Origin of the sequence: Bradyrhizobium sp. AUGA SZCCT0160, assembly GCF_018130105.1 — a bacterium.
Classification (GTDB): Bacteria; Pseudomonadota; Alphaproteobacteria; order Rhizobiales; family Xanthobacteraceae; genus Bradyrhizobium.
In genome coordinates, this window is record NZ_JAFCMD010000002.1 from 202,255 (window position 1) to 217,645 (window position 15,391).

General features: G+C 63.6%; 19 protein-coding genes. 12 read left to right on the forward strand and 7 right to left on the reverse strand.

Annotated elements, in window-relative coordinates; genetic code table 11:
• Positions 1 to 47 precede the first annotated feature (47 nt).
• Positions 48 to 1,013 (reverse strand): glyoxylate/hydroxypyruvate reductase A, encoded by a 966-nt coding sequence (locus JQ558_RS04550; protein ID WP_212293015.1) that lies wholly within the window; start codon positions 1,011 to 1,013, stop codon positions 48 to 50.
• 282 nt (positions 1,014 to 1,295) lie between these two features.
• Between JQ558_RS04550 and JQ558_RS04555 the strand changes: the two genes are divergently transcribed.
• Together JQ558_RS04555 and JQ558_RS04560 are read left to right on the forward strand one after the other, a co-directional pair.
• Complete coding sequence (locus JQ558_RS04555) at positions 1,296 to 1,664, forward strand: YciI family protein (RefSeq protein ID WP_212213138.1); 369 nt, start codon at positions 1,296 to 1,298, stop codon at positions 1,662 to 1,664.
• Positions 1,661 to 2,935 (forward strand): RNA polymerase sigma factor, encoded by a 1,275-nt coding sequence (locus JQ558_RS04560; protein WP_212293016.1) that lies wholly within the window; start codon positions 1,661 to 1,663, stop codon positions 2,933 to 2,935. Before JQ558_RS04555 ends, JQ558_RS04560 begins: the two co-directional genes overlap by 4 nt.
• 358 nt (positions 2,936 to 3,293) lie before the next feature.
• Here JQ558_RS04560 and JQ558_RS04565 read toward each other — a convergent pair whose 3' ends face one another.
• Entirely contained in the window at positions 3,294 to 3,719 is a 426-nt protein-coding gene (locus JQ558_RS04565) for a globin family protein (RefSeq protein ID WP_212293017.1), read from the reverse strand.
• 653 nt (positions 3,720 to 4,372) lie between these two features.
• Here JQ558_RS04565 and JQ558_RS04570 point away from each other — a divergent pair.
• The 3 genes from JQ558_RS04570 to JQ558_RS04580 are packed head-to-tail and all read left to right on the forward strand — an operon-like array spanning position 4,373 to position 5,831.
• Positions 4,373 to 4,798 carry a DoxX family protein gene (locus JQ558_RS04570; RefSeq protein WP_212293107.1) on the forward strand — a complete coding sequence of 142 codons (426 nt, stop codon included), beginning with the start codon at positions 4,373 to 4,375 and terminating at the stop codon, positions 4,796 to 4,798.
• A gap of 24 nt (positions 4,799 to 4,822) precedes the next feature.
• A complete protein-coding gene (locus JQ558_RS04575; protein WP_212293018.1) occupies positions 4,823 to 5,359 on the forward strand; it encodes an SRPBCC family protein in 537 nt (178 codons plus the stop codon).
• A gap of 55 nt (positions 5,360 to 5,414) precedes the next feature.
• The gene (locus JQ558_RS04580; RefSeq protein ID WP_212213130.1) at positions 5,415 to 5,831 is read left to right on the forward strand and encodes a VOC family protein; all 417 of its coding nucleotides are present in this window, start codon (positions 5,415 to 5,417) and stop codon (positions 5,829 to 5,831) included.
• A 142-nt stretch (positions 5,832 to 5,973) separates the two neighbouring features.
• On the opposite strand, the gene JQ558_RS04585 is transcribed toward JQ558_RS04580, so the two are convergent.
• Both JQ558_RS04585 and cobT read right to left on the reverse strand, forming a co-directional pair.
• On the reverse strand, positions 5,974 to 6,402 hold the full coding sequence (locus JQ558_RS04585) for a hypothetical protein (RefSeq protein ID WP_249142353.1): 429 nt from the start codon (positions 6,400 to 6,402) through the stop codon (positions 5,974 to 5,976).
• Between the two features lie 170 nt (positions 6,403 to 6,572).
• Positions 6,573 to 7,589: a nicotinate-nucleotide--dimethylbenzimidazole phosphoribosyltransferase gene (gene cobT / locus JQ558_RS04590; RefSeq protein ID WP_212293020.1), complete on the reverse strand. Its 1,017-nt coding sequence runs from the start codon at positions 7,587 to 7,589 to the stop codon at positions 6,573 to 6,575.
• A gap of 82 nt (positions 7,590 to 7,671) precedes the next feature.
• Here cobT and cobS point away from each other — a divergent pair, with 82 nt between their 5' ends.
• Together cobS and JQ558_RS04600 are read left to right on the forward strand one after the other, a co-directional pair.
• Positions 7,672 to 8,424 (forward strand): adenosylcobinamide-GDP ribazoletransferase, encoded by a 753-nt coding sequence (cobS, locus tag JQ558_RS04595; protein ID WP_212293021.1) that lies wholly within the window; start codon positions 7,672 to 7,674, stop codon positions 8,422 to 8,424.
• Positions 8,421 to 8,996 carry a histidine phosphatase family protein gene (locus JQ558_RS04600; protein WP_212293022.1) on the forward strand — a complete coding sequence of 192 codons (576 nt, stop codon included), beginning with the start codon at positions 8,421 to 8,423 and terminating at the stop codon, positions 8,994 to 8,996. The genes cobS and JQ558_RS04600 overlap by 4 nt, the downstream gene beginning before the upstream one ends.
• A gap of 2 nt (positions 8,997 to 8,998) precedes the next feature.
• Here JQ558_RS04600 and JQ558_RS04605 read toward each other — a convergent pair whose 3' ends face one another.
• On the reverse strand, positions 8,999 to 9,787 hold the full coding sequence (locus tag JQ558_RS04605; RefSeq protein ID WP_212293023.1) for an SDR family NAD(P)-dependent oxidoreductase: 789 nt from the start codon (positions 9,785 to 9,787) through the stop codon (positions 8,999 to 9,001).
• A 153-nt stretch (positions 9,788 to 9,940) separates the two neighbouring features.
• On the opposite strand from JQ558_RS04605, the gene JQ558_RS04610 reads away from it, so the two are divergent.
• On the forward strand, positions 9,941 to 10,324 hold the full coding sequence (locus JQ558_RS04610; protein WP_312014738.1) for a cupin domain-containing protein: 384 nt from the start codon (positions 9,941 to 9,943) through the stop codon (positions 10,322 to 10,324).
• 127 nt (positions 10,325 to 10,451) lie between these two features.
• Here the strand turns inward: JQ558_RS04610 and JQ558_RS04615 are convergent, their stop codons facing one another.
• On the reverse strand, positions 10,452 to 12,110 hold the full coding sequence (locus JQ558_RS04615) for a PAS domain-containing methyl-accepting chemotaxis protein (RefSeq protein WP_249142354.1): 1,659 nt from the start codon (positions 12,108 to 12,110) through the stop codon (positions 10,452 to 10,454).
• 279 nt (positions 12,111 to 12,389) lie between these two features.
• Entirely contained in the window at positions 12,390 to 12,884 is a 495-nt protein-coding gene (locus JQ558_RS04620) for a helix-turn-helix domain-containing protein (protein ID WP_212293025.1), read from the reverse strand.
• 93 nt (positions 12,885 to 12,977) lie between these two features.
• On the opposite strand from JQ558_RS04620, the gene JQ558_RS04625 reads away from it, so the two are divergent.
• The 4 genes from JQ558_RS04625 to JQ558_RS04640 all read left to right on the forward strand — a co-directional run bounded on the left by JQ558_RS04625 (position 12,978) and on the right by JQ558_RS04640 (position 15,320).
• A complete protein-coding gene (locus JQ558_RS04625; RefSeq protein WP_212276357.1) occupies positions 12,978 to 13,529 on the forward strand; it encodes a dihydrofolate reductase family protein in 552 nt (183 codons plus the stop codon).
• Between the two features lie 69 nt (positions 13,530 to 13,598).
• Positions 13,599 to 14,252: a glutathione S-transferase family protein gene (locus JQ558_RS04630; RefSeq protein WP_212276356.1), complete on the forward strand. Its 654-nt coding sequence runs from the start codon at positions 13,599 to 13,601 to the stop codon at positions 14,250 to 14,252.
• Positions 14,253 to 14,621, forward strand: coding sequence for a nuclear transport factor 2 family protein (locus JQ558_RS04635; RefSeq protein ID WP_212276355.1), 369 nt, complete (start codon positions 14,253 to 14,255; stop codon positions 14,619 to 14,621).
• 282 nt (positions 14,622 to 14,903) lie between these two features.
• A complete protein-coding gene (locus JQ558_RS04640; RefSeq protein WP_212213102.1) occupies positions 14,904 to 15,320 on the forward strand; it encodes a YciI family protein in 417 nt (138 codons plus the stop codon).
• The last annotated feature ends 71 nt before the right edge of the window (positions 15,321 to 15,391 follow it).

Consider the following 15,391-nt stretch of genomic DNA (forward strand, 5'->3'; position numbering starts at 1 on the left):
GCGCATCTGTGCTCAAGGCCGGGACGACATCGTCATTCAAATTGGACTCAATACCCCCGTCCGCGGTCAACCACATTCTCCAGCGCGCCGCCGGCCTCGAAACGTTCGATCTGCTGCGCGACGTATTTCGAAATCTCTTCGGGATCGGTGTCGGCGGCGTTGTGCGGGGTCAGCACCACCTTTGGATGGGTCCAGAACGGGCTGTCCGCGGGCAGCGGTTCGGTCACGTAGACGTCGAGCGATGCGCCGCCGAGCGTGCCGTCTTCCAGGCAGCTCAGAATATCCGCCTCGTTCTGCGAAGCCCCGCGGCCGGCATTGATCAGGACGGGCGCGCCCATTGGGCTTGAGCGGTTGAGTTTTTCGAACACGCCGCGATTGAGGATACCCCGTGTATCCGCCGTCAGCGGCAGCAGTGCGACCAGAATGTCGGTCTGGCGCAGGAAGGCGTCCAATTGCTGCTCGCCGTGAAAGCAGGGGACACCGGCGATCTGCTTTGGACTCCGGCTCCAGCCGACGACCTTGAAGCCGACATGCCCTAGTACGCCGGCGGCATTGGCGCCGAGCGCGCCCAATCCCATGATGCCGACGGTGATTGCGCCTGCCGCCCATTGCGGCTGCGGCGACCAGCGTTTCACCCGCTGGCTCTCGCGCAGATAAAGCTCCTGCCGGTGATGCATCAGCGCGTGCAGCACGACATATTCGGTCATCCGCTCGGTCAAGTCGGGGACCGCGACCCGCACCAGCGGCACGTCGGGCAACGTGGTGTCAACCATCAGCGCGTCGACGCCGGCGCCGAGATTGAAGATGATGCGCAAATTCCGGAACGCGGCTAGTTCCCCGGGCTTCGGCTTCCACACCGCGGCGTAATGGACCTCGGCCGGGTCGAACGATGGATCCGGCATCTCCACTATGGAGCGATCCGGGCAGACGTCGCCAAACCGCTTCATCCACCGCGACGCCGCCCAGTTATCGGTCCCGCCACGCACGAGCAGCGCGAGCGCCCCCTTTTTCATTGATTTTCCCTTCGTATCGCCACGCAACGTGACCGGTACCTTCAGATGGATTGAACCCTTCCTCTAACCTCCTTTCATCAAGCAAGGGAGATACCAACTGGCCAAATTCATCTAAATCCGGCTGTAGTCATGGCTGTCATGCACCGGCCGGCATTTCAAATCCGCCGCCGGCGCCGATTGTTGGTCTCTGACAGGGCACGGAACATCCGAAAATTTCTTTCGCTCCCCTGTCGGCAGCGGGCATAATCGTTCGTCATAACAAAGAACGGAGATGCCGGTCGCATGCTGTACGCCATCCTTTGCTACCACGACGAAGATTTAACGGGTTCCTGGACCAAGGAACAGGACGCCGCGGTCATGACGAAACTGCGGGTCGTGCAGGACAAGCTCACCAAGCAGGGCCGGCTCGGCCCGGTGGCGCGGCTGTTGCCGACCACGGCGGCGACCACCTTGCGCAAGGACGATCCGCCGGTCGTGATCGACGGCCCCTATGCCGAGACCAAGGAGCAACTGCTCGGCTTCTATGTCGTCGATTGCGAGAATCTCGACGCGGCGCTCGACGTCGCGCGCGATCTCGGCAAGGCCAATCCCGGCGGCGCCTATGAGATCCGCCCGGTTGGCCATTTCACACCCGGGAGCGCACCGAAATGACCGACACCGCCTGGATCGATAACGCGCTGACCTCGGCGCGCCCCCAGGCGGTCGGCGCGCTGCTGCGCTATTTCCGCAACCTCGATACCGCCGAGGAAGCATTCCAGAACGCCTGCCTGCGGGCGCTGAAAAGCTGGCCGCAGAACGGCCCGCCGCGCGACCCCGCGGCGTGGCTGATCATGGTCGGGCGCAACGTCGCGATCGACGACATCAGGCGGGGCCGCAAGCAGGAGCCGCTGCCCGAGGACGACCACGCGATCTCGGATACCGACGATGCCGAGGATCAACTCGCCGAGCGGCTCGACGGCTCGCATTACCGCGACGACATTCTGCGGCTGCTGTTCATCTGCTGCCATCCCGATTTGCCGGCGACACAGCAGATCGCGCTGGCGCTGCGCATCGTCTCGGGCCTCTCCGTCAAGCAGATCGCGCGCGCCTTCCTGGTTTCGGAAGCCGCGATGGAGCAGCGCATCACGCGTGCAAAAGCGCGCGTGGCTGACGCCGACGTGCCGTTCGAGACACCGGGGGCCGTGGAGCGCACCGAGCGGCTGGCTGCGGTCGCCGCGATGATCTATCTGATCTTCAATGAGGGCTATTCGGCGAGCGGCGATACCGCCGAGATCCGCAGCCCGCTGTGCGAGGAAGCGATCCGGCTGGCGCGGCTGTTGCTGCGGCTGTTCCAGAGTGAGCCCGAGATCATGGGGCTGACCGCGCTGCTGTTGCTGCAGCACGCGCGCGCCGCGGCGCGGTTCGATGCCGATGGCGCGGTGATCCTGCTCGACGATCAGGACCGCACGCTGTGGAATAGCAAGATGATCGCCGAGGGGCTGGCGCTGATCGACAAGGCGATGCGCCATCGCCGCAGCGGGCCCTATCAGATTCAGGCGGCGATATCCGCCCTGCATGCCCGCGCCGAAAAGCCTGAGGATACCGACTGGACCCAGATCGATCTGCTGTACGGCGCGCTTGAGATCATGCAACCATCGCCCGTGGTCACGCTGAATCGCGCCGTCGCCGTTTCGAAGGTGAAGGGTCCCGAAGCCGCGCTTGACATGATCGAGCCGCTGGCGGCGCGGCTGTCGAATTACTTTCATTACTTCGGCGTGCGCGGCGCCTTCCTGATGCAGCTCGGCCGCAACGAGGAAGCCCGTGTCGCCTTCGACCGCGCCATCGCACTGGCCAATACCTCGGCCGAGGCCGCCCACATCCGCATGCACCTCGACCGCCTGATGCGCGACAGCAACCCGCGCGGCGCCAAGGCGGGGAAGTAGCCTAGCTTCCTCATCTAGAGCTTGATCAAGTTAGGTCAAATAGCAACCGCGAAGGAAGCGCGCTCCCTCTCCCGCTTGCGGGAGAAGGCTGGGGTGGGGGTCTATCCGCGATTCGCACTCTTCGATTGGAGAGAGCCCCCACCCGCCGCGCTTCGCGCGTCGACCTAAGAGCGAGCTTCGCTCGTCTCGACCCCGCAAGCGGGAGAGGTGCAGCGAGACCGCCGCCAGACCAATTCAACATAACCTCATCACGCCATTAGCGCCTCACGACGGCTTCCGCCGGGGCTGAAGCGCCGCCGGAAACGGCGCGCTCATCACCGAATCAATCTTGTCGCAAATGGGCTTCAGGCGGCGCCGGTCATGCGGCGTCCGGCACCGTCTTCGCCGCATTGCGCATCACGCCGGCGACGGCCGTGTAGGCCGCGATCCAGGCGTCCTGCACCGGCGGTGTCCACGCGGTTTGCAGGCCCTGTTCGAGCGTCCACAGCAATGCGGCGCCGACCGAGTCGTAATGCTTGTCGAGGACGCCGTAAGCGACGTGTTTCTTGCCGAGCGTTTCCAGCACCGGGATCAGCGGCGCGAGGTTGTCGAGACCGCCGATCACGGTTGCCAGCGCCTGCATCAGCTTCTTGCGCTGCTCCGGCATGTCGGTGCTCTCAAACATGGGGCGCGTGGACGGGTCGATTTCGAACAGGCTGCCGTAGAACAGTTGCGCGGCGGTATCGGCGATCGGGACCACCATGCCCCAGGTAGTTTTGACAAGCGCCTTCTGGTCGGGGGTCATGGTCGTGCTCCGCAATGAATGATTTAAATGATTGGTCTTCAATGAATTTGGCATTGGTCGCGCTTCGCTGTGAAAGGCCGCGCCAGCTGCGGCCCCCAATTAGCCCCGCTGAGTGTACGCAGCCGGGAGACGGCGTTCCCGAACCGGCGATTGCGGAGCCAGGACGCGACGCAGGGCGTATGCAACAGCAGAATAAATCCCTGCGGCAAGATTTCCGACACCGCCGCCGATGACGATCATGGCGTAGGACATCGAGTCCTCAGGCCGGTTGGTTTGGACAAGCGTCTTTTGTTCGCAGGACATTGGTCGTGCTCCAGAATGGATGGGTTTTGCCGGGGGCGGCTGTTTCGATTGACAGCCGTTAGTCGCGCCTTCGCGATGAAAGGTTCGTGCCAGGCGCGCGGTTATCTCGATCGCATGCCGCTGATCGCACGCATGAAATCGACCATGGTGATGTGTGCCATCTCGATCAGAGATGTCTTCGCCGGAGACCGTGTTGGCGGCGTGCTCTGTCGATTCATGCGGCCCACCTCCCACCGCTTGTGTGGCGTGGGGTGCGGCGGCCTCTGAAAAAAGTTCGGCCGTCCTGTCTGTTTGCGTCAGGCTCGTTCGTCCTGGAATTGTGCAAATGACAGGAGAAAGCCATGTCCACCATGTCTGCGATCGCCGAAACCGCGCCGGTCGCCAAAACCGCCCGCTGGACCGGCCGTGTTCTCTCCGGCCTGGTCATCATGTTCCTGCTGTTCGACGGCGCCATCAAGCTGGTGCCGTGGCCGGTCGTCACGGAAACGATGGACAGGATGGGTTATGGTTCGAGCGAAACGCTGGCGCGCAGCCTGGGCATCATCACCATCGTCTGCACCGTGCTGTATTCGGTGCCGCCGACCTCGATCCTCGGCGCCATCCTGTTGACCGGTTACCTCGGCGGCGCGATGGCATCCCATGTCCGGATCGACAGCCCGCTGTTCACCCACACGCTGTTCGGGCTTTATCTCGGCCTGATGGTATGGGGCGGGCTGTGGCTGCGCGATCCGGCCTTGCGCAATTTCATTCCTTTCCGCCGCCGACTTCCATCATAATGACCAGTCCGTACGGAGCCTGACATGCTCGACATCATTGCCATCATCGCCGTCATACTGGCGATTGCCATCGCCGCGGTGCTGATTCTGGCCGCGACCAAGCCGGATACGTTCCAGGTCCAGCGCGCCATCAGCATCAAGGCGCCGGCGGACCGGATATTTCCGCTGATCAACGATTTTCGCCAATGGCGCAGCTGGTCGCCCTACGAGGACAGGGATCCTGCGCTGAAGCGCACCTATGGCGGCGCCGACAGCGGCAAGGGCGCGGTCTATGCCTGGGACGGCAACAAGAATGTCGGGTCCGGCCGCATGGAAATCCTCGAAACGTCAGTGCCCTCGAGGATTCTCATCAAGCTCGATTTCTTCAAACCGTTCGAAGGTCACAACACCGCCGAATTCACAATGCTGCCGCAGGGCGATGCTACCCATCTGACCTGGACGATGACCGGGCCCGCCGTGTTCCTGTCCAAGGTGATGCAGGTGTTCATGAACCTGGACCGCATGATCGGCAGGGATTTCGAGACTGGTCTTGCCAATCTGAAGAAGCTCACCGAGAAGTAGCGCACGGTCACCGCGAATGCGTTCACGTCAAATCTGTCCACCCAAGGAGCCAACCATGCAGGTCAATCCCTATCTGTTCTTCAACGGAAATTGCGAAGAAGCACTGAAGTATTATGAGAAAGTGCTCGGCGCCAAGATTGACGCGATGATGCTCTATGAAGGGGGGCCGGCCGACATGCCGATCCCGGCGGAATGGAAGAAGAAGATCATGCACGCCAGTTTCACGGTCGATGGCGAGGTGGTGATGGCCTCCGACGCATTTCCCGGCGACTTCCATCAGCCGCAGGGTTTTTCGGTCGCGCTGCAGGTTGATGATCCCGCCGACGCCGAGCGCCGCTTCAATGCACTGGCCGATGGCGGCACCGTGAAGATGCCGTTTGCCAAGACCTTTTTCTCCAATGGTTTCGGCATGTGCGTCGACAAGTTCGGCACGCCCTGGATGGTCAACTGCCCGGCAGATATGCAGTCATGACGGTGAGTGCGTAGCTGCGTAGGGTGGGTAGAGCCACCGGGTCGCGCGAATGCGCGCCCGATGATAAACTCCGCGAAACCCACCACTTTCCCTGCTCAAAGGCGGTGGGTTACGGCTTCGCCTAACCCACCCTACAGATCCTTCACCTGCACGACGGGTAAATCGCGGCGAGTTCGCGCCCGCGCAGCAACAACATCCGCGACGTCAATCCGCCGCGGCGGCTGATCCAGTTACGGACCGGCGCCGGATAGGCTTCCAGCACCGCCTGCGACGCTTCCGGTTCGGCATACAACCGGCCGCGGCGGTCGATCGACCGCGCGCCGTGGAAGCCGAGCACCGCGCGGCGCGTCACGCAGATGCGTTCGTTCGGTACCGTGCTCAGCACCAGCGTGCAGGCCGACAGGCATGGCCCGTCGATCACGACGCGCTCGCCGGACGCGCGCAGGCGCTCGAACAGGTCGAGAAACGGGCCGACCTGTCCGCCGGGGCTGGCGAGGATGCGCACCTCGGCACGAACAGGTGAAACCGCAGCGCATAGCGCCGCAACAACAATTGCCTTGATGAGCGCCATTCGCATGTGCGGCTCCTTCGTCCCGGACCTGTTGAACCAGTCAACCTCGGCGCGGCCGGCATAGAGCCTCGGTTCCGATTGCATCAGAATCGAGGCTCGAACTTCTCTTTTTTGACGCGAACCGGTACCCACCCCCGGATCAGCCGAGGGCATGCTCGCTCGAAAACGCTCTAATCATCCGCGCCGCAAACCCCGGCCTCGGCGAACGTCGCCATCCCGGCGTGGCAGGCCAGCGCCGCACGCATCAGCAAGATTGCGAGACCGGCGCCTGAGGCTTCGCCAAGCCGCATGTCGAGATCGAGCAGCGGGGCCAGGCCGAGTTCGCGCAAGAGATCGCGATGCCCTGACTCGGCGGAGACATGCCCGGCGCGGCAGTGATCCAGCGCGCCCGCGTCGAGATGCGCCAGCGGCAGCACGGCCGATGTCGCCACGAACCCGTCGAGCAGCACCGGTATGCCGTGCCGCCGCGCCGCCAGCACGGCGCCGGCGATACCAGCCAGCTCGCGGCCGCCGAGCGCCGCCGCCACGGCCAGCGGATCCAAGAGAATGCCGCGGTGATAGTCCAGCGCCGCATCGATCGCCGCGCGCTTGCGCGCCAGCCCTTCATCATCGACGCCGGTGCCGCGGCCGGCCCAGCGCGCCGCGCCGCCGCCGATCAACGCCGCGCACAGCATCGCCGCCGACGTGGTGTTCGCGATGCCCATCTCGCCGACCGCCAGCAGGTCGCAATCTTCAGGCACAGCGCGGTAGCCGATCTCGACCGCGTTCAGGAAATCATCGGCATCCATCGCGGTGGCCATGGTGAAGTCGCGGGTCGGCCGATCGAGCTCGATCGGCACCACGCGCAGATCGGCGCCGGCCAGCCTGGCGATCTGATTGATGGCGGCACCCCCGGCGGCAAAATTCGCCACCATCTGCGCGGTGACTTCAGGCGGATAGGCCGAGACGCCGCGCGCGGCGACGCCGTGATTGCCGGCGAACACGGTTATCGTGACGCGATCCAGCCGCGGCGATTCGCGACCCTGCCATTGCGCCAGCCAGATCGCAAGCTCTTCGAGCCGGCCGAGGCTTCCCGGCGGCTTGGTCAGGTTCTGCTGACGGCGCACGGCGGCTTCCGCGAACCGCACGTCGCCTTTGGGCACGTCGCGACAGAAGGCGCGGATGTCGTCTAGACTGTCGAACTGCATGCGATTCCCTATGTGCATGATTGCGCGCGATCATGCACGAGTCGGACGGGCCGCAGGTTAAGACGATTTTTCAGGTTACACCATGAATGAATGGCTCGACGATTTAAGAACGGCCGTCGCGTTCCTGACGCGACTGCCGATGCCGCATCCGCAAGGCCCGATGCCGGCCAATTTCGTGCGCGCGCACCGGATGTTTCCGGTCGTCGGCGCCTTGATCGGCGCGGTGGTGGGACTGGTCTGTCTCGGCCTGCGGTCCGTCGGTGTGCCTGATCTCGCCGCCGCCGCGCTTGCGCTCGGCGCCGGCGCGATCCTGACCGGCGCGCTGCATGAGGATGGCCTCGCCGACGTCGCCGACGGTTTCGGCGGCGGCCGCGACCGCGCCGCCAAACTCGAGATCATGCGCGACAGCCGGCTCGGCACTTACGGCGCGCTGATCCTGCTGGTCAGCTTTGCCGCCAAGCTTTCCGCGCTGGCGGCGGTTCCGGACGGCTATGTCGTGCCATGCCTGATCGCCGCGCACGCGCTTGGCCGGGGCATCCTGCCCTGGATGTCGGTGAAGCTGCCCTACGCGCGCAACGACGGCCTCGCCCGCAACGCCGGCCAGCCCGATGCGGCGACGGCGACGATCACCGTCGTGCTGGCGGTGATCGTCGCGCTGCTGTCGCTGTCCTGGAGCAACGCGCTGTTCGCGGCGCTGCTGGCCGGCTTGAGCGGTTTCGGCATGGCGTGGCTGGCGCAGCGGCAGATCGGCGGCCAGACCGGCGATGTGCTGGGTGGCGCCGAGCAGGTGGCGGAAACCGCCATCCTCGTGCTGCTGGCGGCGCGGCTCGCATGAGCGGCGAAACGCATCTCTGGCTGATCCGGCACGCGCCGGTCGACGGACCGCGCGGCGTGATTCACGGCTCGGATGCGCCGGCCGATGTCAGTGACGCTGCGGCCTTTGCGGCGCTCAAAACAAGATTGCCGCCGGGCGCCCATGCGGTCTGCAGCCCGGCGCGGCGAACGCGGCAGACCGCACTCACGCTCGGACTCGATCCGGTCGAGGAGGCAGCCTTCCGCGAACAGGATTTTGGCGCGTGGACCGGGCGGCGGCACAATGATCTCACCACCGAACTCGGTGATGCCTATCAGGCGTTCTGGAAGTCGCCCGCCAGCAACCGGCCGCCGGGCGGCGAAAGCTTTGTCGATCAGATCGATCGCGCGCGGGACGGACTTTCGCGTCTGCCCGCGGGCGAGGCGGTGCTGGTCGTGCATTCCGGCACCATCCGCGCGGTGCTCGCCATCGCGCTGGATCTTGCGCCAGACAACGCGCTGCGCTTCGTGATCGATCCGCTGTCGCTGACAAGGATCGATCGCCTCGATGCCGGCTGGCGCGTCGGGTCAGTCAACCAGCGCTGGTGGGAATAGCGTCAACCATTCCTTCGTTCCCCGCGCAGCGTCGGCAAGCCGATGCCGGCGGCGTCAAAGCCACCGTCGACGGCGAGCACCTGCCCGGTGATGTAGCTGGAGCGATCGCTGCACAGGAAGAACACCGCTTCCGCCAGTTCTTCCTCGAGGCCGTAGCGGTTGAGCGGAATAGCATCGTGGTAATCGGCGCGGATTTCCGGGGTGTGGACCGCCTTCGCCATCGCGGTCTCGACCGGGCCGGGCGCGACGGCGTTGACGCGGATGCCGAGCGAGGCCAGTTCGACCGCGAGCTGCTTTGTCAAATGCGCAAGCCCCGCTTTGCTGGTGCCGTAGGCCGAACGCAGCGTCGAGGCGCGCACCGCCGAGATCGACGTGATGTTCACCACTGCGCCGCCGCCATGTTCGCGCATCAGGGGCGCGGCGGCCTTGGTGCAGATAAATGGCCCGGTGAGATTGACCGCGAGGATCCGGTTCCAGTCCTCGTCCGATGTCTCGAGCAGGGGTGCGAACACCGCGACGCCGGCGTTGTTGACCAGCGCATCGAGCCGGCCAAAGCGCCCGATCACACTTGTCATCGCCGAGGCCACCGCGCCGGCATCGCTGACGTCGCAATGCAGCGCCTGCGTGTTGTCCGGATTGGCCAGCGCGGCGACCGCGCCACGCAGCAATTCGCCCTCGATGTCGAGCAGCGCCACGCGCCAGCCATCGGCGAGAAAGCGTTTTGCGGTCGCAAGCCCGATGCCGCGCGCGGCGCCGGTGACGAGTGCGACTTTTGACAGGGAAGGAGGCATGGAGGAGGTCCGCTGGTGATTGATTCTTTGGCTCTATACCCCACGCCGTTCATTGTGTCTCGAACCTGCCGGCAGCCCGCGCTTGCATGCTGCGCCGCATCCGGCGCAGGCTCTCGAACCACGCGAGGTCACGGCAACCGAAAGGGTCCGGCAATGATGGTGGTCGACGTCAGGGATATGCCACCGGAGCAATGGCGGCTGGGTGTGGAGACCCGCATGCTGGTTTCGGCGCGCAACGGCGCCAGGCATTTATGCATCTTCGAGCAATGGATAGCGCCCGGCGCCGGCGCCCCGACGCATTCGCATCCCGTAGAGGAGGTGCTCACCGTGCGCGAGGGCGAGGCCGAGATGTGGCTCGGCGCGGAACGCAGCATCGTCACGTCGGGGCAATCCCTGATCGTGCCGGCCGGGCAACTGCACGGCTTCCGCAATTCCGGCACTACCACGCTGCACATCCACGCCGTGCTGGCGTCGCCGATCTTCGAGGCCACGGTGGAGGGCGCGACGGAAGTGACGCGGCGGTGGGAAGCGGTCTGAGCGTCCGCCGATGCCCAAAAAAAATCCGGCACCGCTGCGCTTCTGCGCCTGCGGTGCCGGTCAAGCTCGCCTTCGGGATGGCTCCCGAAGGCTGATTGAACCGATACGAGGGGCTGGCGGTCCCGTATCAGGCCAATTCCGCGGAGGCGCGCTGCATGTTGGACGACATGTCCGATGTGACGGCGCTCTGTTCTTCCACGGCAGCCGCCGTGGAAGCGATGAACTCGTTGACGCTGGCGATCGCCTCCTTGATGGCCGTGAGCGAGCCCACGACTTCGCTGGCGACGCCGTTGAGCTGTTCGATCTCCTTCGAGATCGTGTCGGTGGCGTGCTTGGCCTGATTGGCAAGGTTCTTGACCTCGGAGGCCACCACGGCAAAGCCGCGGCCCGCTTCGCCGGCACGGGCCGATTCGATGGTGGCATTCAGCGCCAGAAGATTGATCTGTCCGGTGATGTTGCCGATTAGCTCGACGATCCCGCTCATGGCCTGCGAAGCGGCGCTGAGCTTCACAGCTTGCGCGTCCGCGGCGTCGACCCGGGCGGTTGCGTTCGCGGCATTTGCCTTGGACTTGGTCATGGTCTCGGAGATTTCGCGGATCGAGGCGCTCATCTCCTCGCTGCCCGCCGCCACGGACTCGATCAGGCCGCGGGCGTTCTCGGCCTTCTTGCGCGCGATCGCCTGGGCGGTGATGTCGGTCGCGTATTTCACCACCTTGAACGGCTTGCCGTTGAGGTCGAGGATCGGATTGTAGGACGCCTGGATCCAGATCTCGCGGCCGCCCTTGGCGATCCGCTTGTATTCCGCCGCCTGGTACTGGCCGCGATTGAGGCTTTCCCAGAATTCGCGATACGCCGGCGCATTGCGCTCGTTCGGCTCGACGAACATGCCGTGATGCTTGCCCTGGATTTCCGGCAGCGAATAGCCGAGCGCGGCGCAGAAATTCGGATTGGCGGTGCGGATGGTGCCGTCCATGTTGAATTCGATCACGGCCTGCGATTTGACGATCGCGGCGATCTGGCCGTCATTGTCGGCGGCTTTCAGCTTTTGCGCGGTGACGTCGGTGGCGAACTTGACCACCTTGAACGGCTTGCCGGTCTCGTTGAGGATCGGATTGTAGCTGGCGAGGATCCAGATTTCCTTGCCGCCCTTGCCGAGCCGTTTGTATTCGGCGGCTTCGTACTGACCGCGGTTCAGCCGCGCCCAGAACTCGCGATAGGCCGCGCTGTCGCGATCTTCCGGGATCACGAACATGCTGTGGTGCTTGCCCTGGATCTCATCGAGCGCGTAACCGACCGCGCCGAGGAAGTTCTCGTTGGCGGTGACGATGGTGCCGTCCATGTTGAATTCGATCACGGCCTGGGCCCGGCTGATCGCGGCGATCTTGCCGGCGTCCTCCATGCTGTGGACCTTTTGCGCCGTGATGTCGGTCGCGAACTTGATGACCCCGACCGGTTTGCCGCCACTATCGAGGATCTGATTGTAGGACGCCTGGATCCAGATCTCGCGGCCGCCCTTGCCGAACCGCTTGTATTGCGCGGCCTGGTATTCGCCCCGGTTCAGCCGCGCCCAGAATTCGCGATAGGCCGCGCTCTCGCGCTCGGCCGGATCGACGAACATGCCGTGATGCTTGCCCTGGATTTCGGCCAGCGTGTAGCCCACGGCGCCGAGAAAATTCGGGTTCGCCGTGACGATGGTGCCGTCGAGCTTGAACTCGATCACGGCCTGCGACTTGTTGATGGCAGCGGCTTGGGCAAGCGCGCTTTGGGTGTTTGCTTTCTTTTGCAAATTGAACACGTGAGGCTCCGCGCAGTTTAAAAAATGGATGGCTGATAATTCACCGGGAAAAGTTGCAGATACCCGTTTATCAACGGTAAACCATCTCGCGCGCCAATGTTTTGCCTGATGAAATTGGTGCGATGCGCTGCTCGGTATGAACTTCCTGTGCGCCCTTCATTCATCGCGATAATTTTTCGCGTGTGCACGTTGATGTGCAGAGTGAATGCCTCTGACGTGGCCTGCTGACCTACGTATTCCTACGGAGCGCATTCTTCAGATTTTTGAACATTATGTCCGGTTCACGACACTCTCATACGCCGCCTGGAGCCGCTCACCGACCGTCGGTCCCTTCCTGCGCCGGGCAATGCCGAGATGTGTCTCGCGCAACTCGTCCATGAACTCTGACCACATTTTGGGTCCGCCCTCGCTGAGCAGCCTGGCGCGGATGCCGAGTTCTTCGGAGACCGGGAGATATTGGTAACCCCAGGCCGCCATCTGCGCGAGGACCGGCAGCAATTCGATGCCCTGTTCGGTCAGCGAATAGATTCCCTTCTGCTTGTGGCTGGGATCGTCCTCGCGGGTGATGATGTCGGCATCGAGCAACGTCTTCAGCCGGTCGGCGAGGATGTTGGAGGAGATGCCTTCCTCCGACTTGGTCAATAGCTCGCGAAAATGCCGCCGGTTGCCGAACATCATGTCGCGGATGATGAGCAGGCTCCATTTGTCGCCGACCACTTCCAGCGTGAGGTTGATCGGGCAGCCGGAGCGTTGATCGTCGGTCATGGAATTCGTCCCCGAAAAACTGCTTGCAATATTGCACCGGTTGCCTCAGACTGCAACCAGTTGCAAATCGCAATCAGTTAAGGGAGCGCAGAGATGGCAAAGCTGATCATGTGGAACCTGATGACGCTGGACGGCTTCGTCGAAGGGCCGAACCGGGACATCTCCTGGCATGAAGACGTCTGGGGCGAAGAACTGGAGCGATTGTCGATCGAGCAGCTCAACGCCGCCGGCGGATTGCTGTTCGGCCGCGTCACCTATGAGCTGATGGCGAACCATTGGCCGAAGGCGACCGGCGAGGTCGCCGACTTCATGAATGCGGCGCCGAAATACGTGTTCTCGCGCACGCTGAAACAATCCGCCTGGAACAACACGCGGATGTTTGCAGACGATGCGGCTGATACCGTCACCAAATTGAAGCGCGATGCGACGAAGGATATCTTTCTGTTCGGCAGCGCCGATCTGGCGTCGCATTTGATCCCGCACGGCGTGATCGACGAATTCCGCATCGCGCTGACCCCGATCATCCTTGGCGGCGGAACGCCGTTGTTCAAGCAGGGCGCGCGGACCAAGCTGAAGCTGCTGGACAGCCGGGCGTTGTCGACCGGGATCGTGATCCTGCGCTACGCGCCGGCAGCTTCGAAATAATTCGCCTCAAATGTCGGTTGGCCAAAACCTGGTTCGTCTTGCTGGCGTGCCTCAACATCCGGAGCCTAGATGTCGCTGACTTTGCATTATCACCCGCTGGCGTCGTTCTGTTGGAAGGCGCTGATTGCGCTCTATGAGAACGGCGTCCCGTTCACGCCGAAGCTGGTCGATCTCGGCAATCCGGCCGAACGCGCCGCACTGCTGCAACTATGGGGAATCGGAAAATTTCCGGTGCTGCAGGACGATGCCAGGGGCGAGATCGTCCCGGAATCGAGCATCGTGATCGAATATCTCGATCGCCATTATCCCGGACGTACGCGTTTGATTCCGGCTGACGCTGACAGGGCCCTGCAGACCCGGCTGCGCGACCGCTTCTTCGATCTCTATGTGCATCTGCCGATGCAGAAGATCATGCTCGACCGGCTTCGCCCTGAAGGGAGGAAGGACCCCCACGGCGTCGAGGAGGCGCGCACGCAGCTGCGCACATCATACGCGATGATCGAACGGCAGATGGCCGGCGGAGCCTGGGCGATGGGCGAAGATTTTGGCCTCGCCGACTGCGCCGCGGCGCCGTCGCTGTTCTACGGCAGCATGGCGTTGCCGTTCGGCGACGGCGAGACAAACCTTGCCGCCTATCTCGAACGCCTGAAAGCGCGGCCGTCATTCGCACGGGTGCTGAAGGAGGCTGAGCCCTATTTCAACATGGTGCCGAAGGAGCGCTGAATGAGCGCCGCAAGCAAGACCGGGATCATCCGCAAGCTGTTCGCCGCCTATTTGGCGAACGACCGCGCAGCGGTCGAGGCCGCCTTCACCGACGATTTCCGTTTCACTAGCCCCTATGACGACGAAATCGACAAGGCGACCTATTTCGAGCGGTGCTGGCAGAACAGCGACTGGATCGAACGACAGGATCTCGAGCGGATCATGGTCGAGGGCGAGGCGGCGTTTGTGACCTATCGATGCGTCGCCAAGGAAGGCAAGAGTTTCCGCAATACGGAGTCCTTCGCTTTTGCGGGCGACAGGATCAGTCGCATCGACGTCTATTTCGGTGCGACATATCAGAACGGTGTTTTTGTTAAGCAGCAGGGCTAGAGGCGCCGGACAGGCGATCGGCGATTGAGCGTGCGCCCCCGCGACGTTCCCCGGACGCGATGCAGCGTGTAACGCTGCTTCGCTGATCCGGGGTCCATTCCCTCAACGCGATGGATGGACCCCGGGTCGGCAGCGCACCAAGCGAAGCGGCTTGCTGCGCAGCGCCCGGGGCAAGCCTCCAAAATAATTTTCACCGACATGTCGGTGCCGCAAAGCCCGGTTCGTCATGTTGACGAGCGATGGTACCGGCCGACCGGCCAGACAGACAAACGGAGCGAAACGATGCGATTCATGGTGATTGTGAAGGCCAGCAAGGATACCGAAGCCGGCGTGATGCCGAGCACGGAGATGCTGACCGCCATGGGCAAGTTCAACGAGGAGCTGGTCAAGGCCGGCATGATGGAGGCGGGCGAGGGGCTGCATCCGTCTTCGAAAGGCGCACGGGTCAAATATCAGGGCGGAGAGGGCAGTGCCGTCAAAGGGCCGTTCCCCCTGACCAGCGATCTCGTCGCCGGCTTCTGGCTGATCAACGCCAAATCGCTCGACGAGGCGATCGCGTGGATGAAGCGCGCGCCGTTCGACGGCGGCGCCGAGATCGAAATCCGCCAAGTGTTCGCGGCCGAGGATTTTGGCGAGGCCTTCACCCCCGAACTGCGCGAGCAGGAAGATCGCCTGCGCGCGCAGGCGGGGAAGAAATGACGAAGTCATTCCGGGGCAGCCCGCAGGGCTGAACCCGGAATCTCGAGATTCTCCGATGTGCAATTGCACAT